General features: G+C 69.3%; 23 protein-coding genes. 6 read left to right on the forward strand and 17 right to left on the reverse strand.

Going from position 1 to position 24,963, the window contains the following annotated elements:
• Positions 1-4 precede the first annotated feature (4 nt).
• Together EQ874_RS08065 and EQ874_RS08070 are read right to left on the reverse strand one after the other, a co-directional pair.
• Positions 5-883: a sucrase ferredoxin gene (locus tag EQ874_RS08065; protein ID WP_129976459.1), complete on the reverse strand. Its 879-nt coding sequence runs from the start codon at positions 881-883 to the stop codon at positions 5-7.
• 55 nt (positions 884-938) lie between these two features.
• Positions 939-1,463: a hypothetical protein gene (locus EQ874_RS08070; RefSeq protein ID WP_129976460.1), complete on the reverse strand. Its 525-nt coding sequence runs from the start codon at positions 1,461-1,463 to the stop codon at positions 939-941.
• A gap of 50 nt (positions 1,464-1,513) precedes the next feature.
• On the opposite strand from EQ874_RS08070, the gene EQ874_RS08075 reads away from it, so the two are divergent.
• The gene (locus tag EQ874_RS08075) at positions 1,514-2,620 is read left to right on the forward strand and encodes an alcohol dehydrogenase catalytic domain-containing protein (RefSeq protein WP_129976461.1); all 1,107 of its coding nucleotides are present in this window, start codon (positions 1,514-1,516) and stop codon (positions 2,618-2,620) included.
• Positions 2,621-2,645: 25 nt separating this feature from the next.
• Here the strand turns inward: EQ874_RS08075 and EQ874_RS08080 are convergent, their stop codons facing one another.
• The 4 genes from EQ874_RS08080 to EQ874_RS08095 are packed head-to-tail and all read right to left on the reverse strand — an operon-like array spanning position 2,646 to position 6,699.
• Entirely contained in the window at positions 2,646-3,560 is a 915-nt protein-coding gene (locus EQ874_RS08080; protein WP_129976462.1) for an exodeoxyribonuclease III, read from the reverse strand.
• An 11-nt stretch (positions 3,561-3,571) separates the two neighbouring features.
• On the reverse strand, positions 3,572-4,345 hold the full coding sequence (locus tag EQ874_RS08085) for an alpha/beta hydrolase (RefSeq protein ID WP_129976463.1): 774 nt from the start codon (positions 4,343-4,345) through the stop codon (positions 3,572-3,574).
• 15 nt (positions 4,346-4,360) lie between these two features.
• Positions 4,361-5,941: a DNA polymerase Y family protein gene (locus EQ874_RS08090; RefSeq protein ID WP_129976464.1), complete on the reverse strand. Its 1,581-nt coding sequence runs from the start codon at positions 5,939-5,941 to the stop codon at positions 4,361-4,363.
• Positions 5,938-6,699, reverse strand: coding sequence for a hypothetical protein (locus EQ874_RS08095; protein WP_129976525.1), 762 nt, complete (start codon positions 6,697-6,699; stop codon positions 5,938-5,940). Before EQ874_RS08095 ends, EQ874_RS08090 begins: the two co-directional genes overlap by 4 nt.
• Positions 6,700-6,975: 276 nt before the next feature.
• Here EQ874_RS08095 and EQ874_RS08100 point away from each other — a divergent pair, with 276 nt between their 5' ends.
• The gene (locus EQ874_RS08100) at positions 6,976-8,124 is read left to right on the forward strand and encodes a serine/threonine-protein kinase (protein WP_084421700.1); all 1,149 of its coding nucleotides are present in this window, start codon (positions 6,976-6,978) and stop codon (positions 8,122-8,124) included.
• Between the two features lie 13 nt (positions 8,125-8,137).
• Here EQ874_RS08100 and EQ874_RS08105 read toward each other — a convergent pair whose 3' ends face one another.
• Together EQ874_RS08105 and EQ874_RS08110 are read right to left on the reverse strand one after the other, a co-directional pair.
• A complete protein-coding gene (locus EQ874_RS08105; RefSeq protein WP_129976465.1) occupies positions 8,138-8,824 on the reverse strand; it encodes a response regulator transcription factor in 687 nt (228 codons plus the stop codon).
• The gene (locus tag EQ874_RS08110) at positions 8,821-10,143 is read right to left on the reverse strand and encodes an ATP-binding protein (protein WP_242496677.1); all 1,323 of its coding nucleotides are present in this window, start codon (positions 10,141-10,143) and stop codon (positions 8,821-8,823) included. Before EQ874_RS08110 ends, EQ874_RS08105 begins: the two co-directional genes overlap by 4 nt.
• A gap of 97 nt (positions 10,144-10,240) precedes the next feature.
• Here EQ874_RS08110 and EQ874_RS08115 point away from each other — a divergent pair, with 97 nt between their 5' ends.
• Positions 10,241-11,689 (forward strand): PspC domain-containing protein, encoded by a 1,449-nt coding sequence (locus tag EQ874_RS08115; RefSeq protein WP_165369217.1) that lies wholly within the window; start codon positions 10,241-10,243, stop codon positions 11,687-11,689.
• The gene (locus EQ874_RS08120) at positions 11,682-11,915 is read left to right on the forward strand and encodes a hypothetical protein (protein ID WP_064063836.1); all 234 of its coding nucleotides are present in this window, start codon (positions 11,682-11,684) and stop codon (positions 11,913-11,915) included. Before EQ874_RS08115 ends, EQ874_RS08120 begins: the two co-directional genes overlap by 8 nt.
• 195 nt (positions 11,916-12,110) lie before the next feature.
• Here the strand turns inward: EQ874_RS08120 and guaA are convergent, their stop codons facing one another.
• The 4 genes from guaA to guaB all read right to left on the reverse strand — a co-directional run bounded on the left by guaA (position 12,111) and on the right by guaB (position 18,393).
• Positions 12,111-13,685 carry a glutamine-hydrolyzing GMP synthase gene (gene guaA, locus EQ874_RS08125; RefSeq protein WP_129976466.1) on the reverse strand — a complete coding sequence of 525 codons (1,575 nt, stop codon included), beginning with the start codon at positions 13,683-13,685 and terminating at the stop codon, positions 12,111-12,113.
• A gap of 68 nt (positions 13,686-13,753) precedes the next feature.
• Positions 13,754-15,478, reverse strand: a complete 1,725-nt coding sequence (locus EQ874_RS08130; protein ID WP_129976467.1) for a GMC family oxidoreductase — start codon at positions 15,476-15,478, stop codon at positions 13,754-13,756.
• 186 nt (positions 15,479-15,664) lie between these two features.
• Positions 15,665-16,798, reverse strand: coding sequence for a GuaB3 family IMP dehydrogenase-related protein (locus EQ874_RS08135; RefSeq protein WP_129976468.1), 1,134 nt, complete (start codon positions 16,796-16,798; stop codon positions 15,665-15,667).
• Positions 16,799-16,869: 71 nt separating this feature from the next.
• Positions 16,870-18,393 (reverse strand): IMP dehydrogenase, encoded by a 1,524-nt coding sequence (gene guaB, locus EQ874_RS08140; RefSeq protein ID WP_064063832.1) that lies wholly within the window; start codon positions 18,391-18,393, stop codon positions 16,870-16,872.
• Between the two features lie 260 nt (positions 18,394-18,653).
• Here guaB and EQ874_RS08145 point away from each other — a divergent pair, with 260 nt between their 5' ends.
• A complete protein-coding gene (locus tag EQ874_RS08145) occupies positions 18,654-19,064 on the forward strand; it encodes a DUF5319 domain-containing protein (protein WP_016934277.1) in 411 nt (136 codons plus the stop codon).
• A 96-nt stretch (positions 19,065-19,160) separates the two neighbouring features.
• On the opposite strand, the gene EQ874_RS08150 is transcribed toward EQ874_RS08145, so the two are convergent.
• The 3 genes from EQ874_RS08150 to EQ874_RS08160 all read right to left on the reverse strand — a co-directional run bounded on the left by EQ874_RS08150 (position 19,161) and on the right by EQ874_RS08160 (position 21,830).
• Positions 19,161-20,219, reverse strand: a complete 1,059-nt coding sequence (locus EQ874_RS08150; protein ID WP_129976469.1) for an anti-sigma-D factor RsdA — start codon at positions 20,217-20,219, stop codon at positions 19,161-19,163.
• Positions 20,212-20,790, reverse strand: a complete 579-nt coding sequence (locus EQ874_RS08155) for a sigma-70 family RNA polymerase sigma factor (RefSeq protein WP_026003555.1) — start codon at positions 20,788-20,790, stop codon at positions 20,212-20,214. Before EQ874_RS08155 ends, EQ874_RS08150 begins: the two co-directional genes overlap by 8 nt.
• Before the next feature lie 128 nt (positions 20,791-20,918).
• Positions 20,919-21,830 (reverse strand): hypothetical protein, encoded by a 912-nt coding sequence (locus tag EQ874_RS08160; RefSeq protein WP_129976470.1) that lies wholly within the window; start codon positions 21,828-21,830, stop codon positions 20,919-20,921.
• A gap of 521 nt (positions 21,831-22,351) precedes the next feature.
• Here EQ874_RS08160 and EQ874_RS08165 point away from each other — a divergent pair.
• Entirely contained in the window at positions 22,352-22,645 is a 294-nt protein-coding gene (locus EQ874_RS08165) for a WhiB family transcriptional regulator (protein WP_006550073.1), read from the forward strand.
• A gap of 219 nt (positions 22,646-22,864) precedes the next feature.
• On the opposite strand, the gene groL is transcribed toward EQ874_RS08165, so the two are convergent.
• Positions 22,865-24,475, reverse strand: coding sequence for a chaperonin GroEL (gene groL / locus EQ874_RS08170; RefSeq protein WP_016934255.1), 1,611 nt, complete (start codon positions 24,473-24,475; stop codon positions 22,865-22,867).
• An 87-nt stretch (positions 24,476-24,562) separates the two neighbouring features.
• Complete coding sequence (groES, locus tag EQ874_RS08175) at positions 24,563-24,865, reverse strand: co-chaperone GroES (protein WP_006550071.1); 303 nt, start codon at positions 24,863-24,865, stop codon at positions 24,563-24,565.
• Between the last annotated feature and the right edge of the window lie 98 nt (positions 24,866-24,963).

Genomic DNA, 24,963 nt, shown 5'->3' on the forward strand with positions numbered 1-24,963 from the left:
TCTACTACAGCGGCGTGATCGTCGTCGCGACGACGGGACGCGCCGGCTTGGCGGGGGCCCCGCAGCTTGCCGGCCGGGCCGGTAGTTCCGAGGTCTCCACCCCGACCCGCCATGCCCGGCCGTCGCGATGACGCACGATCGGCTCGTCGCCGTCCTCGACCGTCACGGCGCCGATCGCGAAGCCGGCGAGCTCTTCGCGTACCGCGATCTCGGCGGCCTGCCCGGCCGCACTCCACGTGCTGCGACCCCGCAAACCGCCCGCGTAGACGTGTCCCTTCCGGGCCTCACGGACCGCGGCGAGGCTGTCGTCCTCGTCGAGCCGTCCGTAGGTGTAGCCGGTGGGCAGCATGATCATCGACGGCGCGAAACGGTGCCCGCCGGTGTGCGAGCACTCCCACACGTCCGGCCCGAACTCGGCGGTGAGAGCGGCCGCGATCGGACGCCCCAGCACAGCACAGCACCGGTCCCGCTTGCCGTGAGCACACACCAGGACGATCGGATCCTGCACCGCAGCGCCGATACCGGGAGCCGGACCCGCGACCACGCGAGGAACGATGTCGAGCAACTCCGCCGGATCGGTGATCTCGAGCCGCTCGCACCAGGTGTCCTCCGGTTCGGTGCGGGCCAGCAGGACCGTCCGGGTCTCGCGCTCCACGTCGCGGCCGGGTCTGCGGATGAACAGGATCCGCACGTCCGCGGCCTTCGCCCGGGCGGACAGCTCGTCCGACAACTCGGGGCCGAGGGCGGTGCCGTCCAGCACGTCACGGCCCCACCCCGACGGCACCTCGAGGCACACGTAGCCCGGCGAGGTGGCGGCTGTGCCGGGCAGCGGCTCATCGAGAGCGGACAGTGCGGAGCAGGTGGGAGCGGCAATGGTGGTCACGCGGACATTGTGGCCCGGATACTCCCGCGACGGCTCGGCACCCCGCGGTGAACGGTCAGCCGCGGCGCAAACACCGCCGTGCCGCACCACCCCACATCCGCAGGAATCCCTGCGACAGGTATGCGAAGCTGCCCAACGCCAGCACCCACTTGGTGACGCTGACGGTCGAGGCGGCCCGGACCGTCCGGTCGTCGATCCGCGTGCGGTGATCCAGCAGGTACAGGCCGACGACGTTCTCCACGTAGTCTCCCGCCGCGGCGACGACCGGCGCGGTCATCAGGATCCGGCGCGTGCTCGGTGACAGCGGACGGTGCTCGTCGAGTGATCGTGCTCCGGCTCGCAGGGCGATCGCGAAGGTCGCCGGGTGCACCATGTCCCAGTGGTAGTGCCGCCGATATCGCTCGATCTCGTCGGGACCGAGATCGTCGAGGATCTTCCGGTACCTCGAGGCCGAGAAGGTGGTCTGGACGGCGCCCACCGTCGGCGCCGTGGAGCCGAGAACCCGGCCGATGTTCGCCTGGGACACGAGGAAGACGGCGGCAGCACCGATGAGGAAGCGGTCCGCCCGGGTGAGTGTCATGCTCGTGATGCTAGGGGCAGAGAATCCGCGACCCTACGGAAGGGAGAGCCGTGCAGATCACCGGAGCAGTCCTGGAGGAGATCGGACGTCGACGGCGGTACGAGGAGTCCACCCCGCTCAGCGTCGACCTTCTCGAACTCGACCCGCCGGGACCGGGTGAGGCGCTGGTCGAGATCGAATGCGCCGGCGTATGCCACTCCGATCTGTCCGTGGTCGACGGCAACCGGCCCCGCCCGGTGCCCATGCTCCTCGGGCACGAAGCGGCCGGACGCATCGTCGAACTCGGTGACGAGAGCTCCGGCTTCTCCGTCGGCGAGCGGGTGGTCATGACCTTCATGCCCCGCTGCGGCGAGTGCGAGGGCTGCGCGAGCAACGGCATCCGCCCCTGCATCCCGGGATCGGCCGCGAACGCTGCGGGGACCCTGCTGTCGGGCGCCCGGCGGCTGCACCGCGACGGGAACGACGTCCACCACCACCTGGGAGCATCGGCCTTCGCGACCCACGCCGTCGTCGACACGCGGTCCTTGGTCGGTGTCGGCGACGACGTACCCGCCGAGGTCGCCGCGCTCATGGGCTGTGCCGTGCTGACCGGCGGCGGCGCGGTCGTCAATGCCGCCCGGCCCCGGGCCGGAGACACGCTCGTCGTCGTCGGTCTCGGTGGAGTGGGCATGGCCGCGCTGCTCGTGGCGCTGGCCCACGACGACGTCACCGTGATCGCCGTCGACACCTCCCCCGACAAGCGCGACACGGCACGTTCGTGGGGAGCCGAACGCGTCCTCTCACCGGACGAGGCCGTCGAGCAGGGCGTGAAGGCACGGTTGGTCATCGAGGCCGCGGGGAGCGTGCCCGCGCTCACCACGGCGGTCGCGCTCACCGGGCCGGGAGGCATCACGATCACCGTCGGACTGCCCGCACCCGACGCCCGGCTCGAGATCTCGCCCACCGCTCTCGTCGGTGAGGGCCGCTCGCTGGTGGGCAGCTATCTCGGCTCCGCCGTCCCGGCCCGCGACATCCCCCGGTTCGTGGACATGTGGCGCGAGGGACGACTGCCGGTCGAGCGGCTCGTCACCGACCGTCTGCCGCTGGGCCGGATCAACGAGGCGATGGACGCCCTGGCCGACGGAACCGCCCTCCGTCAGATCCTCACCATGGACTGAGCATCCATTCCCTGTCGGTAGTAGTTCAGATGTCGTAGTCCACGACCACCGGCGCGTGATCGCTGATCCTCCGGTCCGGCGCCGGATCACGGTCGGTCCCCGCCGAGATCGTGGTGCGGGCCAGCTGCGGGGTGGCGAGGTGGTAGTCGATCCGCCACCCCGAATCGGATGCGAACGACTCCCCCAGCCACGACCACCACGAATAGGGGCCGTCGGCTTCGGGATGCTGCCGGCGGACGACGTCGACGAGGGTACGCGGTGACAACAGCGAATCGAACCAGGCGCGTTCCTCCGGCAGGAAGCCCTCGGCCTGCCCGCGACGCCGCCAGTTGCGCACGTCGTAACGGGTGTGGGCGACGTTGAAATCGCCCATGACGAGGAACTCCCGCCCTCGGGCGCGCGCCGCGAGCCGGGTGCGGGTCAGCTGCCGGGCGAAGGCCGACAGGAACCGCATCTTGCGCTGGTAGCGCACTCCGCCGTCCGGTTCGTCGCGCATACGCCCGGGCTTCTGAAGGTGTGCCGGGAGGCCGCCTTTCGGCAGGTACAGCGACGCGACGGTGATCGGCGCGTCGGCAAGGTCGACCTCGACGTACCGTCCCTCGTGAGCGAATTCGGCCAGTCCGCGTGCCAGCGGTCCCCGATCGAACTCGATCCGGTCGACGTGTTCCTCACCGGGAAGCCGCAGCAGAGCCGTGCCGCTCCAGGTGCGCACGGCGGCCGGCTCGTGGAGGGTCAGGATCCCGACACCGTTGCGGCCGGGCAGGGTGCCCTCGTCGTAGGCGAGGTGATACTTGCCGAAGACACCCTGCGGGATCGCGGCCGCCGGGGCGCGGACCTCCTGCAGGGCCACCACATCGGGGTTGCGCTCACGTAGCCAGTCCTCGAACCCGCGTCGCTGTGCGGCACGGATTCCGTTGATGTTGAAGGTCGCGATGCGCACGATCGTTCAGTCTAGGCAACCGCTCGATCCGTGAGGAACGGGACGACCGTCGCTGCGAAATCGCGGGCACGGTCGCGGTGGATGCTGTGCCCGCATCCGATCTCCCGCACCGAGGCCGAGGGCAGCGCCTCGACTGCCGCCCTCAGGAGTCGCGGGTCGACCATGCTGCCGCGCCGAACACCGCGCAACAGCAGGGTCGGGGCGGCGACGGACGGAAGGCGCTGCCACCACGCCGGATTCGGCGTGTGGAACTGGGCGACCACCGAGGGCGTCATCGAACGGTCGAATGCGGTGACCGCGCGCGGGTTGAGTGCCATGCTGGTCGCGGCGTGCCACAACTCCGCAGGAGTCGGACGGTGCGCGGGCACCTCCGGCACCGGATCGCCCTCCCGCAACGGAAGGGGTGTCTCCTCCAGGACCAGCCGCCGGACGAGGCCCGGATGCTGTTGCGCGACAAGCGATCCCACGTGACCGCCCAACGAGTGCCCGACGAGGTCGACGGCATCGACGCCGAGATGGGCGCACAGTCCGGCGACATCGGCGGCGAACTCACCGAAACGGTACGAGACGGCCCGGCCACTACGTCCGTGTCCGCGCAGGTCGACGGTGATCACCCGCCGGCCCGCCTTCGCCAGGGATCCGGCGAAGCGGCTCCACGTGCGCCCGTCGCCACCCAGACCGTGCACCAGCAGCACGGGGACGGAACGAGCGGCGGCGGACGTCGTGAAGTCGCGATAGGCGACGGTGACCCCGTTCGGCGCGGCGGTGAGGACCGGAGATCTCATGATGTTCGAGCCTACTCAGTCGTAGACGCCCTCCACCCGCCAGCCGTCGGCACCGAAGAACACCAGCAACGCCCGTGATTCCTCGAGCAGCACCTGCAGGCGGGCGGCGCACCGGGCGGCGGCCGGATCCCACCAGTACTCGTCGACCGGCCACGGGCCTGCCCATCCGATCACCGTCCAGCTGCGACTTCCCCATCGCAGCCGAGCAGGTGATCCGCTGAGCAGACCGCGCTCGGTCACCGAGACCGGATTTCCCACGTCGTCGTCCACACGGATCGCGGGAGGGGTGTGCAACACCAGCGCGGGGGCCGGGGGCGGCAGCCGGCCCGGCCAGGGCGCGTCCGGGTCGGAGTGCGGTATCGCCTCCTCGCCGACGGGCACGAGGACGATCCGTTCGGTGGGCCCTCGGCCGCCGCCGAGCACGCCGATCCGGACGGCGTCCCCACCGAGCAGACCCTGCACCCGGACGAGCGCCCGACGTGCCCGTTCGCCCTCGTCGCCGACACCGCCCCACAACCCGAGTTGCAGCGCGCCGGCGGCCACGACCTCGACCGGTTGGAGCCGCAGCAACACGATTCCCGCCGTGGGCCGGTTCGTGGCGCGACCGGTGAGCCACCCGTCGAGCTGCCACCGCACACGATCGGCCGTGCCCTCGGGGGTGAGCGGCTCGGCGCAGCGCCAGGTGCGTGCGAGTTCCTCCCCGGCCCCGGTACGTGCCGTCACGAGCAGCCGCGTGCACGCGACTCCCGCTGCCGCGAGCCTGGTGTGGAGCAGTTCGGCGAGTGCGCGACCGGCGAAGGCCGCAGCGTCGACCCGTTCCAGCGGCGGGTCGCAGGGATGCTCCACCGTCAGGTCCGGAGAGATCGGCCGCCCCGACGGGGGGCGTTCGGGCAGTCCCCGCGCGCTCCGGTGCGCAGCGACGACGTCCGCGTCGAAGCGTGACGCCACGTCGACCGGGGACAACGCGGCGAACGCTCCGATGGTGCGGATACCGAGGCGACGCAACAGGTCCACCGTGTCGACCCGTCGGGGAGCCGCCGGCGCCGGTTCCACCGCGAGATACGAGACGGGCAGCGGTGCGAGGAACTCGGCGCATTGCCCTGTCGGCACCAGCGCATTCCGTCTCGCGGCGAGCACTGCGGTGGACAACTCGTCGGCGATACCGATCTGGCATTCCACTCCGGTCGCCGCGACCGCGTCGATCAGGGCCTCCGCGGCGGCCTCCTCCGAACCGAACCACCGGACCACACCGCGCGCGGCGAGCACCACCAGACCCGGACGCAGCACCTCCACGCCCGGGGCCACCGCATCGATCGCGACCACCACCGCCTCGAACGTCCTCGCCTCCAGATCCGGATCCGAGCGGGCCACATGCAGTTCCGGGCAGCGGGCCTGGGCCTCACGCCGCCTCAGGCCGCGCCGGACCCCCGCGGCCCGCGCCGAGGCAGAACAGGCGACGACGCGATTCGCCGAGACCACCGCGATCGGGACGGTCGCGGGCAACTCCGCGGCGGTGGCGGCGGCGACCGCGGGCCAGTCGGGGCACCAGAGGGCCACGACCCGCACGGGCGCCCATCGAGGGGACGAATCGTTCACCGGATCGCTTTACGGAAACGCCCGTCCTCCAGCCGGTTCCGCTCCGCGCTCGCCCACTCGACGGCACTGCGGTCGGCGCACACCTCGACGCGGGTGATGCGCGGGGGGAACGCCCGCCCGTGGGCCCGGACCGACAGCCGGGTCGCGCACAGCCGGTCCCTGCCGGGACCGTCCACCCCCCGATATCCGTCGATCCGCGCCTCCAGGCGCACATGGGCCCCCTCCCAGCGACCGTCCGTGACCACGAGGACGGACTGCTTGCTCCGCGCCCGGGCGGCGACCGCGCGGGCACGGGACGGGGACACCGACGCCCCACCGAGCCCCAGCACCACCAGGTCGATCCCGTCGAGCAGCACCGCGGCGATCTCCACGGGATCCGGTCCCGGATCGGGGATCACCGCCAACCGGTGCAATCGGGCGCCCATCTCCGCGGCGGCGAGCAGACCCAACCGGCGCTGACCGATCACGGCGGCGTATCCGCCGGAGGCCGTCACGGACGCGAGCATCCCGAGGAGAATCGAGGTGGCACCGGAGACGGAGACGACGCTCCCCCGCGCCAGGCCGCCCTGCGGTAACAGTTCCGCGAGAGGATCCGGGACGGGCAGGATGCGGTCGGACGTGGTTCCGACCCCGCCTCGCGCGACGGACTGCCCCTCGCCACGTGCCGGCACCGCCGCGATACGACGCCGCAACGCCTCGATTCGTTCCGCGCGACCCGCTTCCTCGTCGCCCACCGGAAATTCGGCCACCTCGCCCACTGTCACCCCTGTCATCCGCCTGCCGCCTGACACACACGACCGGCCGACCACGGGGAAGTCGTGGCCCGGCTCGAACTCTATTCGAACATACTTTCGATCTTTATCAAGTAGACCCGACCTCCCTTCCTTCCGTCAAGTCGACACGCCACCCTTCCGAGCGAGGACTACAGTGCAGCTCACACGCCTTTCGGCCGGGCCGATCACCTCCGATCGACTACTCTCGATCGAGTGGCGGAGCAGGCGTGGGCAGGACGGGCCGTAGGGCCGGATCACTTGGTGGCCGGTCGATATCGGCTCGATTCCAAGCTCGGAGGTGGCGGCATGGGTGCCGTCTGGCTTGCGCGCGACAACCGCCTGGGCCGGGACGTCGCCGTCAAACAGGTGATCTCCACCGCCGACCTCGATCCCGACGAGGCCGAGGATCTCCGTCGCCGCGCACTCCGGGAAGGCCGGGCGGCCGCCCAGCTCGCCCACGAGCACGCCATCTCGATGTACGACATGGCACTGCACTACGGCGAACCGTGGCTCGTCATGGAACACCTGCCGTCCCGCAGTCTGGCCCAGGTGATGAACGTCGTCGACACCCTCCCGCCGTACGTGGTGGCGCAGATCGGCGCGAACGTCGCCGACGCCCTCACCGCCGCGCACGCCGCCGGAATCGTCCACCGCGACGTCAAACCCGGCAACATCCTCATCGCCGAGCGTGGCCGCGACGCCGGCATCGTGAAGATCAGCGACTTCGGTATCGCCCGCGCGAAGGGCGACAACGACCCCGAGGGCGTGATCATCGGAACCCCGGCCTATTTCGCTCCCGAGGTCGCGCGCGGCAACGACCCCACCGAGGCCAGCGACGTGTTCTCGCTCGGCGCAACCCTCTACACCGCGGTCGAGGGGCAGCCGCCCTTCGGTTTCGAGGCCGACTCGATCGCGTTGCTGCACCGGGTCGCCCGGGCGGAGATCATCATGCCCACGCACACGGGTCCGCTCACCGAACCCCTGCTCGAGATGCTCCGGCCCGACCCGTCGCGGCGCCCGACGATGGCGCAGGCCCGCGATCTGCTCGCCCGTGTGGCCCTCGGACCGAACGGGTCCGCGGCAGCCCTGCGCGGCCGTCCCATCCAGAACGAGGACGGCACGATCCCGTCGTGGGCGCAACGTTCCACCCCCTTCGTCGAGCCCTCGCGCCCCCGCAGTTCCTTCGTCGACCGGTCCCTCGGCGCCGCGACGCAGGCCTCCGGCGGCGCGAAGAGACCGGCGAAGGGTTTCGCCCCGGCGGACCTGCTCGATCGTCTGCTCCCGAAGGGGCCGGTGCCCGACAACCCGCAGGACCGCATCGTCGCCTATGCACCCCTGGCGATGGCGGCGATGGTCGCGGTGATCCTGGTGGCGCTGCTCGTCGCCGTCGTCATCGCACTGCTCGTCTGATCCGACGCCACGCTCAGTCGATGCGCCGCCGGTGCGCCCAGCGTGTCAGCGCATTGCGGTTGGACTGCTGCGTCTTGCGCAGGACGTTCGACGCGTGCGTTTCGACGGTCTTCACCGAGATCACGAGTTCCTCGGCGATCTCGCGGTAGGTGTACCCGCGAGCCAGCAGACGTAGCACCTCGAGTTCTCGCGGGGTCAGCGAGTCGAGTTCGGGATCGAGGGGCGGTTCCGGGGCGGAGGACCGGCCGGTGAACGAGTCGAGCACGAAACCGGCCAGGCGCGGGCTGAACACGGCGTCTCCCCCGGCGACCCGTCGCACGGCGTCGGCCAGATCCGGACCGGAGATCGTCTTCGTCACGTACCCGCGCGCCCCGGCCCGGATGACGGCGATGACGTCCTCGGCCGCGTCGGACACGCTGAGCGCCAGGCACACCGGGCCGTCGGGGATCCGCTGGAGGACGGCGACACCGCCGCCGTCCGGCATGTGGACGTCGAGGAGCACGACATCCGGCTTGGTCGCCTCGATCCCGGCGACGGACTCGGCAACTCCCCCGGCCTCGCCGACGATCTCCATGTCGGTCTCGCGTCCCAGTTCGGTGCGCACCCCGGAGCGGAAGACGGCGTGGTCGTCCACCAGGAAGACACGATAGGGACGGTTGTTCTCGGTGGCATCGGACGATGTCGCCGGAATCGAAGTCACTGTGTCTGCTCCTCGGGGTGGGGGTCGGTCACCCCCCACTCTAAGGTCGACTCGGTGTCCTGTTCGCGTTCGGCATCCGTCCGGCCCGCGCGCGGCACGTGGATGCGCACCTCGGTTCCCTTTCCGGGACTCGACTTCACGACGGTGCGGCCACCGCGACGTTCGATCCGCGCCCGGATCGACCTGGCCAGCCCCTGCCGGTCGGCGGGAACCTCGTCGGGATCGAATCCGACGCCGCGATCGCGCACGAACACGCTCACCTGATGCGGTTCCACCTCCGCGAACAGGTCCACACTCTCCACCCCGGCGTGTTTGGCCGCGTTCACGAGCGCCTCGCGGGTCGCGCCGAGGACGGCGGTCGCGACCTCGGGGGTCAGATCGCTGTCGTCCGGCGCGATGTCGCCGACGATGACGGGTTCGACCGACAGGCCGTACTGGTCCTCCACCTCACCTGCGATGGTGCGCAGCGTCTCGGCGAGCGAGGTGCTCGGCGTCTCGTCCCCACCGAACAGCCAGCGGCGCAGTTCGCGTTCCTGGCTGCGTGCCAGACGCACGACCTCCTGCTGGTCGCCTGCCTGTTTCTGGATGAGTGCGAGTGTCTGGAGCACCGAGTCGTGCAGGTGCGACGCGATCTCCTCGCGCTCCTCGTTGCGCACCCGGGCGGCGCGCTCGGTCTCGAGCGCACGCCACATCCGGATCCACAACGGCACCGACAGCAGTGCGGCACCGACCAGCGTGACCACCACCGCCACCAGCGACGAGCGCAGCGCCGCGACGTCGACCTGTGCGATGACCATCACCCCGAGTCCGGTGACGACGAGGGTCAGTCCACCGAGCACGCGAGCCCAGGTGAGGACCGTCGGGTGGGCGGGCAGACCGAGTACCGATCTGGGCCCTTCGATGTCGAACTCGCGCCATACGAGCGCCGCACCCACGACGACCACGACGATCGGGAACACCACGCCGGCGGCACCACCGCTGAACAGCCACGAAAGACCCACTGCCAGACCGACACCCATGAAGGCGAGGCCGATGGCGCGACGGCGTTCGGGGCCGGTGGGACGGTCGGTGTCGGAGCCCGGGGGCACGAACATCCACAGCAGGCCGTAGGACGCGATCCCGAATCCGCCGAGAGCGGCGAGCACCGTGAACGCGACCCGCACCTTGGTGGCGTCGATGCCGAGGTGGTCGGCGACACCGCCGGCCACGCCACCCACGATGCGACCGCCCACCCGCCGTTCGAGGCGGGGAACGGTCACGGGTAATCCAGGTACCGGTTGCACACCTCGATACTGGCACGGAGATCGCCGGCCCGGCATCGGGGACGAACCCTGATGTCCGGGTTCCGATCGGGTCCCCGGAAATCAGGGTTGGTCCCTGATGTGCCGCGCGCGGAAGCCCAGCAGGATGGGTGCCATGGACACGAGGAGCTTTCAGGACCAGGTGGCGGACATGTGGCGGACCCGTCCCGTGCGCCTGCCGAAGGAAGGGCACATCGCGGGTGTGTGCTCGGGTATCGGAGTGCGATACGGCATCGATCCCGTGCTGATCCGTGTCGTGTTCGTCGCCTCGGCGCTGTTCGGCGGTGGCGGTCTCGTCCTCTACCTGGCGGCCTGGCTGCTGTTCCCCCGTCACGGCGACCAGGTCTCCTCACTCGAATCACTCGTCGGGCGAGGCGCGAGCTCGGACTCGACCACCAAGGTCGTCGTGATCCTCGTGGCCCTGGCCATCGCGGCAGGGGCCATCGGACCGGTGGGCGCGGGCTCGGGTGGTTCCGGGTTCATCGGAACACTGCTCATGCTCGGCGGATGGTGGCTGCTCTACCAGCGGCGTCCCGAGCCGCCCCTGTTGCCTGCAACGGACGGATCGTCCTTCTCGAACCAACCGGCCTTTCCTCAGCCTCCGGTGACGAACCCGTACCACTCCCCGTGGAGCGCACACACCGGTGCATGGAACATGCACGCGGGCCCGGCGGCCACGGAGACACCGGCCGGAGAAACAACCCGCTCGGAGACGAGCGGCACAGAGACGGCCACGCCTTCGCAGACCACCGACGCGACAGAGGTCGTGAACACCACCGGCGCAACCGACACGACGGACACCACGGAGAGGAAGACGTCCCCGATGCCCGACCTACGCAAGGACACCGACGCTCCGCTTCCGGGTGCCGACGCGCTCTCGCCCCGACGGCCGTCACCGCCGGCATGGGATCCCCTCGGGGTCGCCCCGTTCGCGTGGGACCTGCCCGAACCCACACCGACACACCAACCTGCGGTCGTCACGAACCGCCGTTCGCGCCTGACCACCACGGTCCTCGGTCTGGCCGTCATCGCCGCTGCCGTGACCGGCGCCCTCGGTGCCGCCGCCGACCTGGCCTGGGTGACCCCGGCCCGCGTAGGTGCCGTGGCCCTCGCAGTCATCGGTCTGGGCCTGCTGATCGGCGCGTTCCTGCACCGCGGTCACGGACTTCTCGTGGTGACCGGGCCCCTGCTCGGATTCGTCGTCCTCGCCTCGATCGCCGGACCGGTCGATACCTCGAACTGGGGCAGCCGGACCTGGGCGCCGGCGAACGGGGACCAGCTGCAGGCCGAGTACAGCTCCCAGTTCGGCGCGATGACCCTCGACCTCCGGCGACTCGAACTCACCGAGGACCGCACGGTGCAGGTCGACGGCCGGTTCGGCAGCGTCGAGGTGCTGCTGCCGGAGAACCTCGACGTCCGCGCCGATTGCACGATCGGCCCGGGTGAGATCAAAGGATGCCCCGGCCCCGGCATCGACGGCGGTGCGGACGGAGTGGACGACGGGCCGGTCCTGAACCTGAAGGCGAACATGGAATTCGGATCTCTGGAGGTGCGTCGTGGCTGATCACGAAACCGGAACACACACCGAGGGTCGGGCCGAACGCATGCGCACGGGACCGTCGCTCCTGCTCCTGCTGGCCGCACTGGCAGCGCTGGTCGTGAGCGGATGGGCCATGATCGGACCGTTCTCGGTCGAATTCCTCGCGGCCGTCGACCTCGGGTGGGTCCTGGTGGGCGCGGCACTGCTGATCGGAGCGGTGTTGGTCTTCCTCCCCAACCGCCGGAGATAGCGACCCCATCCACGCGACGTCCCCCGGACCGAATCGGTCCGGGGGACGTCGCCGTTTCGCCGCTTCCGGCGAGCGCAGATCACTTCCACTCGGTCACACGAGCGCAGATCACTTCCACTCGGTCACACGAGCGGGGATCACTCCCACTCGGTCACACGAGCGGGGATCACTCCCACTCGGTCACACGAGCGGGGATCACTCCCACTCGATGGTTCCCGGGGGCTTGCTCGTCACGTCGAGCACCACGCGGTTGACCTCCGCCACCTCGTTGGTGATGCGAGTGGAGATCCGCTCGAGGGTCTCGTAGGGCAGGCGCGTCCAGTCGGCGGTCATCGCGTCCTCGCTCGACACCGGACGCAGCACGATCGGGTGACCGTAGGTGCGGCCGTCGCCCTGCACGCCCACGCTGCGGACGTCGGCGAGCAGCACGACCGGGCACTGCCAGATCTGCCCGTCGAGACCGGCGGAGGTGAGCTCCTCCCGGGCGATCGAGTCGGCGCGGCGCAGGATCTCGAGACGCTCGCGGGTGACCTCGCCGATGATGCGGATGCCGAGACCGGGGCCGGGGAACGGCTGGCGTCCGACGATCTCCTCGGGCAGACCGAGCTGACGTCCGACCGCACGCACCTCGTCCTTGAACAGCAGGCGCAGCGGCTCGACGAGCTCGAACTCGAGGTCTTCGGGAAGCCCACCGACGTTGTGGTGGCTCTTGATGTTCGCGGTGCCGGAACCGCCGCCGGACTCCACGACGTCCGGATACAGGGTGCCCTGCACGAGGAACTTCACGGTCTCGCCCTTGTCGGCACCCTCACCGAGCACCTCGGCGACCGCGCCCTCGAAGGAGCGGATGAACTCGCGGCCGATGATCTTGCGCTTGGTCTCGGGGTCGGTGACGCCGGCGAGCTCGCGCAGGAACGTCTCGGACGCGTCGACGGTGATCAGACGGGCACCGGTCGCGGCGACGAAGTCCTTCTCGACCTGCTGCCGTTCGCCTTCACGCATCAGGCCGTGGTCGACGAACACACAGGTCAGGCGATCACCGATGGCACGCTGCACCAGCGCGGCGGCCACGGCGGAGTCGACACCACCGGACAGACCGCAGATGGCACGACCGTCGCCGATCTGCTCGCGGACCTGCTCGACGAGCGCGTCGGCGATGTTCGCGGCGGTCCAGTCGCCCGGGATGCCGGCGATGTCGTGCAGGAACCGGCTGAGCACCTGCTGGCCGTGGGGCGAATGCAGCACCTCGGGGTGGTACTGGACGCCGGCGAGGCGGCGGGCCCGGTCCTCGAATGCCGCGACCGGAGCACCGGCGCTGGTCGCCGTGACCTCGAAGCCCTCGGGCGCCTCGGTGACACCGTCGCCGTGGCTCATCCAGACGGGCTGCGTCTCGGGGAGGCCGTCGTGCAGCACGCCACCGGCCACCGACAGTTCGGTGCGGCCGTACTCGCGCGAACCGGTGTGCGCGACCGTGCCGCCGAGCGCCTGCGCCATGGCCTGAAAGCCGTAGCAGATGCCGAAGACGGGGACGTCGAGGTCGAACAGTGTGGGATCGAGGCGCGGTGCGCCCTCCTCGTACACGCTCGCAGGGCCGCCGGACAGCACCACTGCGCGCGGGTTCTTCGCTGCGATCTCCTCGACACCGGCCGTGTGCGGCACGACCTCCGAGTAGACATTGGCCTCACGTACGCGGCGAGCGATCAGCTGCGCGTACTGGGCTCCGAAATCGACGACGACGACCGGTCTGGACTGCTGGCTTTGCGACGACACTCGAACAGTCTAAGCGGCCGCGCCGGGTGATCCCGACGCGGCCGCTCATCCGGTCTCTCTGCTGGTCGCTACGCGACGCCGCTGTGCGTGATCCCGACGACCGGCAGACGCAACGCACCGGGCGCGTCGACGGGCACCACGGGGTTCTTCGGTTCGACCGGCGCGACGCGACGGTACGGCTGCCCCTGCGCGGGACGCTGGTCGTCCTCACCCTTGTTGGGCCACAACGCCGCAACGCGTTCGGCTTGCGCCGCGATGGTGAGCGACGGGTTCACACCGAGGTTCGCGGAGACCGCCGCGCCGTCGACGACGCTCAGCGTCGGATAGCCGTACACGCGCTGGTAGGGATCGATGACCCCGTGTTCGGGATCGGACCCGATCACCGCGCCGCCGAGGAAGTGCGCGGTGAGCGGGATGTTGAAGATCTCACCCCACGTTCCGCCTGCGACACCGTCGATCTTCTCGGCCATGCGGCGCGTCGCCTCGTTGCCGGCCGGGATCCACGTGGGGTTCGGCTGTCCGTGCCCCTGCTTGCTGGTCACCTTGCGCCGACCGAACAGACCCTTGGTCGTGTAGGTCGTGATGGAGTTGTCGAGGTTCTGCATCACCAGAGCGATGATGGTGCGCTCGCTCCACCGGTGCACCGAGAGCATCCGGAGCATCTTCACCGGGTTCCTCACGACCTCCCCGAGGAACTTCACCCAGCGCGGGGTGCGCCCGTCGCCGTCGGTCATGAGCGTCTGCAGCAACCCCATCGCGTTGGAGCCCTTGCCGTAACGCACCGGTTCGATGTGGGTGTCGGGCGTCGGGTGGAACGAGGAGGTGATGGCCACCCCGTCGGTGAGGTTCATATCGGGATCGACACTCATCTTGCCTGCGCCGACGATGGATTCGGAGTTGGTGCGGGTCAGTTCGCCGACCTTGTCGGAGAGCTCGGGCAACGCCCCGGTGTCCTTGAGATGGTGCAGCAGATGCTGCGTTCCCCACGTTCCGGCCGCGAGGACGACGTGCGCGGCCGTGTAGGTGCGCCGCCCCTTGCGGACCCAGGCGCCGGTACGTTCGGTGATCACGTCCCACGTGCCGTCGGCTGCCTGGCGGAGGTCGGTGACGGTGGTCGAGGGGAGGATCTCGGCTCCCGCCCGCTCGGCAAGACCCAGGTAGTTCTTCACGAGGGTGTTCTTCGCCCCGTGACGGCATCCCGTCATGCACTCGCCGCACTCGATGCAGCCGGTGCGGTCGGGGCCCGCGCCACCGAAGTAGGGGTCGGCCACCGTGCGGCCGGGTTCGCCGAAGAACACGCCCACGGGCGTCTGAATGAAGGTGTCGCCGACACCCATGTCGTCGGCCACCGACTTGATCACCTTGTCGGCGTCGGTCATCCGGCCGTACTGCACCACACCGAGCATCCGCTTCGCCTGGTCGTAGTAGGGGCTCAGCTCGTCGTGCCAGTCGGTGATGTGGGCCCACTGACGGTCCTCGAAGAACTGCATCGGGGGCTTGTAGAGGGTGTTGGCATAGTTCAGCGACCCACCGCCCACGCCTGCACCGGCGAGGATCAGGCAGTCGCGCAGCAGGTGGACGCGCTGGATGCCGAAGCAGCCCAGCTTCGGAGCCCACAAGAAGCGTCGCAGGTCCCAGCTCGTCTTCGCGAAGTCGGCGTCGGCGTAGCGGCGACCGGCCTCGAGAACGCCGACCTTGTAGCCCTTTTCGACGAGGCGCAACGCCGTGACGCTCCCACCGAAACCCGAACCGACGATCAGGACGTCGTAGTCCGTGACCCGTTGCCTACCCATGGAACCTCCAGCGACGAGAGTTGTTACCGGCCAGTATGCACCTCGGCGGTGTGACTACAGGCACAGACCCGACTCTACCCGTTACGGGAAGTTGCACGAAAAGAACTGCACGAACGCCGGTGGCCGGTCACCGCGTCGTCCGACGCTGTGACCGGCCACCAGGAAGTGCCGAGAAGAGAGTCCGCTCTATCCGCGGACCGACAGACCGACCTTCTGGAATTCCTTCAGGTCCGAGTATCCGGCCTTCGCCATCGAGCGACGCAGACCACCGACGAGATTGAGCGAGCCCGACGGATCGTCGGACGGACCGAACAGCACCCGGCCGAGGCCCGGGCGTCCGTCCTGGGCGATCCGGACGGCAGCACCGCGCGGCATCGACGGATGTCCGGCCACGGACGGCCAGTACCATCCCCGGCCGGCCGCCTCCTCGGCGAGGGCCAGCGGTGCCCCGAGCACGACGGCGTCGGCGCCGCACGCGATCGCCTTCGCGAGGTCGCCCGCGGTTTCGATGTCGCCGTCGGCGAGCACGTGGACGTAGCGCCCCCCGGTCTCGTCGAGGTAGTCGCGCCGGGCCGCAGCGGCGTCGGCGATGGCGGTGGCCATCGGGATGCCGATGCCGAGCGAGGAGGACGTGGTGGTCGCCTGCTTCGTGGAGCCGAAGCCGACGATGACACCGGCCGCACCCGTGCGCATCAGGTGCAGCGCGGTGCGGTGGTCGCTGACACCACCGGCGATGACCGGCACGTCGAGCTCCGAGATGAACGTCTTGAGGTTCAGCGGCTCGTCCTCACCGTGGGCCACGTGCTCGGCCGAGATGATGGTGCCCTGGACGACGAGGAGATCGATACCCGCCTTCACGAGTTCGGGCGTGAGCGTGCGCGCGTTCTGCGGGCTGACGCGGACCGCGGTGGTGACACCCGCATCCCGCACCTGTGCGACGGCGGCGGCCAGCAGATCGCCCTGCAGCGGAGCCGCGTGCAGTTCCTGCAGGTAGCGGACGGCCGCGCGCGGATCCGTGCTCGCGACCTCCGCGAGACGGGAGACGACGGCGTCGACATCGGCATGACGACCCCACAGGCCCTCACCGTTGATGACGCCGAGACCGCCGGCCTTGCCCAGCTCGATCGCGAAGGTGGGCGACACCAGCGCATCGGTGGGGTGAGCCAGCACCGGGATGTCGAAACGGTAGGCGTCGATCTGCCAGGCCGTCGACACCTCCTTCGACGAACGCGTCCGGCGCGACGGGACGATGTCCACGTCACTCAGTTCGTACGTACGTCGGGCCGTGCGACCCATGCCGATTTCAACGAGGTCGCGCACGCGCGCCCCTTTCTCCTCTTGGACGATGCTCCCGTCCTACTCGGAACGGGACCCTGCTGCGGACGCGAAAACTACCGGACCACGTAGTTCGGTGCCTCGGCGGTGATCGTGATGTCGTGCGGGTGGCTCTCCTTGAGGCCGGCGGCGGTGATCTGCACGAACTGCGCCTCCTGCAGCCGCTCGATCGTCGTCGCGCCGGTGTAGCCCATCGCTGCGCGCAGACCACCGATGAGCTGGTGCGTGACCTGCTGCAGCGGACCGCGGAACGGCACGCGTCCCTCGATGCCCTCGGGCACGAGCTTGTCCTCGGAGAGCACGTCGTCCTGGAAGTAGCGGTCCTTCGAGTAGGACTTGGCCTCGCCGCGGCTCTGCATCGCGCCGAGCGAACCCATGCCGCGATAGCTCTTGAACTGCTTGCCGTTGACCAGGATCAGCTCACCCGGGGACTCGGTGGTGCCGGCGAGCAGCGAACCGAGCATCGCGGTGGACGCACCGGCCGCCAGGGCCTTGGCGACGTCGCCGGAGAACTGCATACCGCCGTCGGCGATGACCGGCACACCGTGGGCGCGCGCCACCGTGGACGCTTCGAGGATCGCCGTGATCTGCGGCGCGCCGACACCCGCGACGACACGCGTGGTGCAGATCGAGCCGGGGCCGATACCGACCTTGACCGCGTCGACACCGGCGCCGATGAGCGCCTCGGTGCCCGCGCGGGTCGCGACGTTGCCGCCGATGATCTGCACGCGGTCGCCGACCTCGCTCTTGAGCTTGGAGATCATCGACAGCACGTTTGCCGAGTGGCCGTGGGCGCTGTCGACGACGAGGACGTCGGCTCCGGCATCGACCAGCGTCATGGCGCGGGTCCAGGAGTCGTCGCCGACACCCACGGCGGCGCCGACGAGCAGGCGGCCGTCGCGGTCCTTCGTGGCGTTGGGGTGCTGCTCGGTCTTGACGAAATCCTTGACGGTGATCAGACCGGTGAGCTTGCCCTGACCGTCCACGATCGGCAGCTTCTCGATCTTGTGGCGACGCAGGAGACCGAGCGCGGCCTCCGCGGTGACACCCTCGCGGGCGGTGACGAGCGGGGCCTTCGTCATGACCTCGGCGACCGGGCGGTTCTGGTCGACCTCGAACCGCATGTCGCGGTTGGTGATGATGCCGACGAGCTGGCCCGCGTCGTCGGTCACCGGCAGACCCGAGATGCGGAATCGCGCGCACTTCGCGTCGACCTCGGCCAGCGTGTCGCTCGGCTTGCAGGTGACCGGGTCGGTGACCATGCCGGCCTCCGACCTCTTGACGGTCTCGACCTGCGCGGCCTGCACCTCGGCCGGCATGTTGCGGTGCAGCACGCCCATGCCGCCGGCCCGCGCCATCGCGATGGCCATGCGGGACTCGGTGACGGTGTCCATTGCCGAGCTGACCAGCGGGATCCGCAGACGGATCTCACGGGTGAGCTGACTCGACGTGTCGACCTGACTCGGGACGACGTCGGAAGCCGCGGGAAGCAGCAGCACGTCGTCGAAGGTCAGACCCAGCATCGCGACCTTGTTCGGGTCGTCACCGCCGGTGTGCACGCGCCCTCCGGTACTACTCATGCGGTTCGGACCCTCCGTGACAGTCGATGGGAGCGGACGGGAGAACCGTCCGGCAGCAGGAATGAATGAAGGCTGTGCGCGCTCGTCGCACCGACGGGCGGATGGAGAGCGGCACGCACCTGTCCATGTTATCTGTTCCTGGGAACAAGCTCGGCTACCACCCTGTTCCCCGATGTTCGTCACATCACGTCCTGTGATTTCACGGCGTGTCCCCTGGCGACCGCTGGCGCAGACCCCCTCGGTCTGCGTACCGTGGAGTCGTGCGTGATCAGTTGCCTCCCGGACTCCCACCGGACCCGTTCGCAGGAGACCCCGACGATCCGTCCGCAGCACTGGACGCGATCGAGCCGGGCCAGCCCCTGGATCCTGCGGAGCGACTCGCGGTGGAAGAGGACCTCGCAGACCTGGCCGTCTACGAGGCGCTGCTGGCTCCCCGCGGCGTCCGCGGACTCGTGGTGTGCTGCGAGGACTGCCACCAGGACCACTACCACGACTGGGACATGCTGCGAGCCAACCTGCTCCAGTTGCTCGTCGACGGCACCGTCAGACCGCACGAGCCGGCCTTCGATCCCTCTCCCGACGCCTACGTCACCTGGGACTACTGCCGCGGGTACGCGGACGCGTCCATGAACGAGGCCCTGCCCGTCGATCCCTACGGTATGGACTCCTGACCTACCCCGTCCCACGCGGACCACGCATCACGGCACTTCCACGAACGAACCCGGGCCCGGCAGCATGTGCTGCCGGGCCCGGGTTCGTTCGTACTTCTAGCCGCCTTCCGAGAAGGTCACGGACGCCGGAGCGAGATCTGTTCCCGGTCCGTTCTGCGTCGGACGCGGCGACGATGCCGTCGTCGTCGGAACGGAAGTCGGAGAAGCGGAGGTGGGCGGAGGAGGCTCGCTGGGCACCGACGGAGCCGGCGTGCTCGACGGTGGCGGCGGCGCGGTCGGCGACGGCGTCGTGGTGTTCGACACCGGCGGCGGCGCTTGCAGGATGGTCGGAGGCACCGTCGTGGTAGTGGGCGGCACGGTCGTGCCGCTTTCCGCACCGGTCGACGGGGCAGGCAGCTGCCCTTCCGTGCCGGGAGCCGTGGCCGGCGGAGGAACGACAACACCGGGCGCCGGCACCGCGGGCACCGCGGGGACCGGCGGTGGAGGAAGCTGCGGCATCATCTTGCCGAGTTCATCGGCGAGACGGTGCAGCCAGTCTCCGAGCGCGTCGCGCTCCTGGGCGTCCCGGACGTCGCCCGAGCGGGACTCCGCTGAGGTCAGCAACTCGCGAGCTTCTTCCGCATTGCCCTCGGCGATCAGCTGCTCGGCACGCTGCAGGGTCGAAGTGGTGTCGATCCGGGCCTCGGTGGATTGCGCCTGCTCGCTGAAGACGACCTGCTTGACGCCCCACAAGGGGTCGCCGGGTTCGGCTCCGTAGGACACCGCGGTCGCGGCGCCGACGGCGACGGCGACGAGCGCTGCTGCACCTGCGAGGGGACGGAGCAACCGCAGTTGCCCCCTCGATCTCGGGCGCAGCGGAGGTACCTCCGGCGCTGCGGTGAGCGTTTCCCGCGTCCCCAGTTCGCGATGGACGGCGGCCACCACTTCGTCGAGGTCGGGGCCGGCAGGCATCGGATCGGCCAAGATCTCCGCACGCCAGTCGGCGAGCAGAGTGGCGAGTTCGTACTCCTCGGTGTCCTTCGTCTCGACCAGCCCGTTGCCCGCGATCGCATCGATCAGCGTGTCGTCACGACGCACGGCGGCGAGGTCCACGGAGGTTTCGTCGTCGGGAAACTCGTCGTCGAAGCCGTCGCCCGAAAAACGCCCCCTACCCATTCCGCTCACCTGCTCTCGTGACTTCCTTCTTGAGTCTCGCGATGGCCCGGTGCTGGGCCACCCTGATCGCTCCTGCAGTACTGCCCACCGCTGCGGCCGTCTCCTCGGCCGACAACCCCATGACGAGACGGAGGATGAGAATCTCGCGTTGCTTCTCGGGCAGGATGGCCAGCAACTGCTTCATCTGCCGGCCCGCCTCGGAGTTGATCGCGTATTCCTCCGGGCTGTCGTCGAGCGACATCACCTCCGGCACATCCGCCACCGGTTCCGCACGGTTGCGGGCTGCACTACGGTGCGCATCGGCGACCTTGTGAGCAGCAATTCCGTATACGAAGGCCATGAAAGGGCGGCCTTGGTCCTGATATCTCGGCAGAGCGGTCATCACAGCCAGGCACACCTCCTGTGCAACGTCGTCTGCAGAGAGCTGGCCGCGCTCTGCAGATCCGACCCGAGCGCGGCAATACCGCACGACGAGGGGCCGGACACTTGCAAGAACCTGAGCGAGAGCCGCCCGGTCGCCCTGTGCAGCCGCAGCAACCGCGGAGTCCAGCTCCTCACCCATAACAGTCATCGATTGCGCAAGTCCTGGCGTTACAGTCGGCACCACCCCCCCGGGCGGGATTCCACCTGACCGTGGAACACCCCCAGAGTAACTACAGTGACCGACCGATCGGGCCACCCCCCGCGCGCAAACGGAACTCAGCGAGCGGACGGGGTCACGAACCGGCCACCACGCCGCCCGATGACGGTCGCGCAGAAGTCACGGACGCGACCCGCATCGACGTCACGGCCACGACCCGCATCGACGCCACGGCCACGACCCGCATCGTCTCCGGTGCCCAGTCCGACGAGGAGCATCGCCGCCGCCCATTGCAACGGGATCAGCCCGTGTTCCTCCGCGCGCGCGAGAACATCGGCGGCCAGCGTCGTCGCCGGGCCACGGTCGGGCAGTCCGGTCAGCGAGGCCGCCCTGACGAGATCGGATTTCACCCCGTGCCGGATCGACCCGAATCCGTCCGCCAGTTCCACGGCGCGGTCCGCGTGACTGCGGGCACGGGTGAAGTCCCCTGCGGCGAGAGCGGATTCGGCCCCGACCCATGCGAGCCGGATCCGTTGCCGCACGAAGGCCCGCTCACCGGCCTCCGCTTCGGCGGCGTCCAGGGCGGATGCGCATCGGTCGAGGAGGTATCCGCACACGGGGAGGCGACCTCGCCCGAGTGCATCGGCGGCAAGCCCGGTCGCGGCATCGCACCACACGCCGAGGACCCGCTCGGACCCGCGCCGCAGCGCACTCGCCTCAGCGAGTGCGCGCCCGTCCGATGCGGAGGCGAGGCGATGACCGCCCAGCTGCCGGAGCAGGGAGGCCTCGGTGCTTGCTGCCGACGACGACCACACTCCACCGCTTCCCCGTACCCGGGCGAGCTCGGCGCGTGCAGCGGCATAGCGTCCCTGCCCACCCAGTGCGACAGCGCGCAACCAGCTCTGTTCCGGCCCGTGGGCGGCCGGCAACGGATGCAGTCCCGGCGTGGGGCCGAAGGCCGCAGAAACCAGGACCGCGTGGCGGTCGGACGTGCTCGCGGTCGTATACGACCGGCGGTCGGAAGATGCCATCGCGGAATCATCGCACTCCCGGATCCCGGTGGAAGGCAGAGGCTGCCGAGGCAGAGCCGGGCATTTGCCGGAGAAATTCTCACCGGGAGCGCAAATAGTCTCGACTATTGGAACGCAGCGCTCCCCCGAAGCGATTTCCGAACATTTTGTTAAACATCGGATTAAACATACGTGCTGCATGTAGCGTGCAGTCGCGGCGCCCCGAGCGCAAGAAAGGGCCTCACCCACCCTCGGAAGCCCTGTTACCAGCGAGTAAGAGCCGTTGGACCCACATCCGGCACGGAGGGCGCCTCCGATTGCTCCCGTTTCACGGGGCCCACGCATGACTTCTGGCGAAAGTAAATATTCTCGCAGTTAAATCTTGGACTTCCGGTTATGGACTATCCCACTCATCGAAAATATTGACGACGAATCGATACAGATCCTACGGTGAGTTTGTTTGATTCGGATCACAGCGGGAATACCGATGTGTCCACGGTCCGCTCGCCCACACACGCGAGCTTGCTGCAAAGGAGTGCTCCATGCCTGCACCACACACACTGCCCGGCCCCAACGCGGACCTCTGGGATTGGCAGATGCACGGCAAGTGTCGTGGTGTCGACTCCTCCGTGTTCTTCCACCCCGACGGTGAGCGCGGTCGTGCACGTGCCCAGCGGGAGAACCGCGCGAAGGAGCTGTGCCGCACCTGCCCCGTGCTGGCCCGCTGCCGCGACCACGCCTTGGCGGTCGCCGAACCGTACGGGATCTGGGGTGGCATGTCGGAGACCGAGCGCGAGATGTACACGAGGCAACGGCGGCGGAAGGTTGCGGTGTGAGACCGTCACCGGTCCCGTGACAACGCCCGCACGGTCGTGACCGTGCGGTGACAGGACCGTGACGATGCGACTGCGAGCATGCGCCGACACGACGGAGGCCCCGCAGGGAATGCGAACATTCCTTGCGGGGCCTCGCTGTGTTCGTACCACCCGGAACGGCTTCCACGTCCGGTGCGGCCTACGGGCCCGGACGACGGGCCCGTAGGCGTGCCCGGTCGCTCAGTGGGCGTGTCCGTGGCCGTGTCCGGCCTCGGCTGCTTCTTCCGGCTTGTCGACGACGGCGCTCTCGGTGGTGAGCACCATGCGCGCCACCGACGCGGCGTTCACGACGGCCGAGCGCGTCACCTTCACCGGGTCGACGACGCCCTCGGCTACGAGGTCGCCGTACGAGAGGGTCGCGGCGTTGAAGCCCTGTCCGCTCTCCCCCACCTTGCTCACGACCACCGCACCGTCGACGCCCGCGTTGGCGGCGATCCAGTACAGCGGTGCGGTGAGCGCGGTACGCAGGGCGGCGACGCCCGTCGCGGCGTCACCGGAGAGAGAGGCCTGGAGCTCTTCGAGCGAACGCGCGGCCTGCACGAGAGCCGAACCGCCACCGGGGACGATGCCCTCCTCGATGGCCGCCTTCGCAGCGTTGACGGCGTCCTCGACGCGGAACTTGCGTTCCTTCAGATCCGTCTCGGTCGCCGCACCCACGCGGATGACGGCGACGCCACCGGCGAGCTTCGCCAGGCGCTCTTCGAGCTTCTCGCGGTCCCAGTCGGAATCGGTGGCCTCGATCTCGCGACGCAGCTGGGCCGCACGCGCCTCGATGTCCTCGGCCGTGCCGGCACCGTCGACGATCGTGGTGCTGTCCTTGGTCACGACGACGCGGCGGGCCGAACCGAGCAGATCGAGTCCGGCCTCCTTGAGGGACAGACCCAGATCGGAATTGATGACCGTGCCCGCGGTGACGACGGCGAGGTCCTCGAGGAACGCCTTCCGGCGATCACCGAAGTACGGAGCCTTGACGGCAACGGCCTTGAGGGTCTTGCGGATCGCGTTGACCACGAGAGTCGACAGCGGCTCACCCTCGATGTCCTCGGCGATGATCACAACCGGCTTACCGGACTCTGCGATCTTCTCGAGGAGCGGAAGGAAATCGGGAAGCGAGGTGATCTTCTCGCGGTAGAGCAGGACGAGCGCGTCCTCGAGGACGGCCTCCTGCGCCTCGATGTCCGTGATGAAGTAGGGCGAGAGGAAGCCCTTGTCGAACTGCACGCCCTCCGTGACGACCAGTTCGGTGTGCAGCGTGGAGGATTCCTCGACGGTGACGACACCGTTCTTCCCGACTCGGGTCAGCGCCTCGCCGACCATCTCGCCGATCTCCTCGTCGCGCGAGGACACGGTGGCGACCTGCGCGATGGCGGTCTTGCCCTCGACGGGGGTGGCGGCCGCGAGCAGGGCCTCGCTCACCTTGTCCGCCCCCTGGGCGATACCGGCTCCGAGCGAGATCGGATTGGCGCCTGCGGCAACGTTCTTCAGGCCGGCCTTGACCAGTGCCTGCGCCAGAACGGTGGCGGTGGTGGTGCCGTCACCCGCAACGTCGTTGGTCTTGGTCGCGACACTCTTGACGAGCTGGGCGCCGAGGTTCTCGAAAGGATCCTCCAGCTCGATCTCCCGGGCGATGCTCACACCGTCGTTCGTGACGGTCGGACCACCGAAGGCCTTGGCGAGCACGACGTGCCGGCCACGCGGGCCGAGCGTCACCTTGACGGCGTCGGCCAGCTGGTCGACGCCGCGCTCGAGAGCCCGCCGCGCGGTCTCGTTGAACTCGATTTGCTTGGACATGTTCTGCGACTACTCCTGGACTCGGATGTTCCCCAACGTATTCCGCCCCGGGTCCGAAACGGGACACCGGGGCGGAATGCAAGCGGCCTACTTGGCGACGACAGCCAGGACGTCGCGCGCAGACAGGATCAGGTACTCCTCGCCGGCGTACTTGATCTCGGTTCCGCCGTACTTGCTGTAGATGACGACGTCGCCTTCCTTGACGTCCAGCGGGATGCGCTTGTCGCCATCTTCGTCCCAGCGGCCGGGGCCGACGGCGACGACGGTGCCCTCCTGGGGCTTCTCCTTCGCCGTGTCCGGGATGACCAGGCCGGAGGCAGTCGTCGTCTCGGCCTCGTTGGCCTGGACGAGGATCTTGTCCTCGAGCGGCTTGATGTTCACGCTCGCCACGATGAGCCCTCCACTTTCAGGGGTATTGGGGTCCGAGAATCGTTGTTCTCGAACACGGGTGTGTTCAGTCATCACGGTGACTCCGCACGCGTCCCGTC

Source organism: Rhodococcus sp. Q1 (assembly GCF_004153645.1).
Taxonomy (GTDB): domain Bacteria; phylum Actinomycetota; class Actinomycetes; order Mycobacteriales; family Mycobacteriaceae; genus Rhodococcus; species Rhodococcus gordoniae.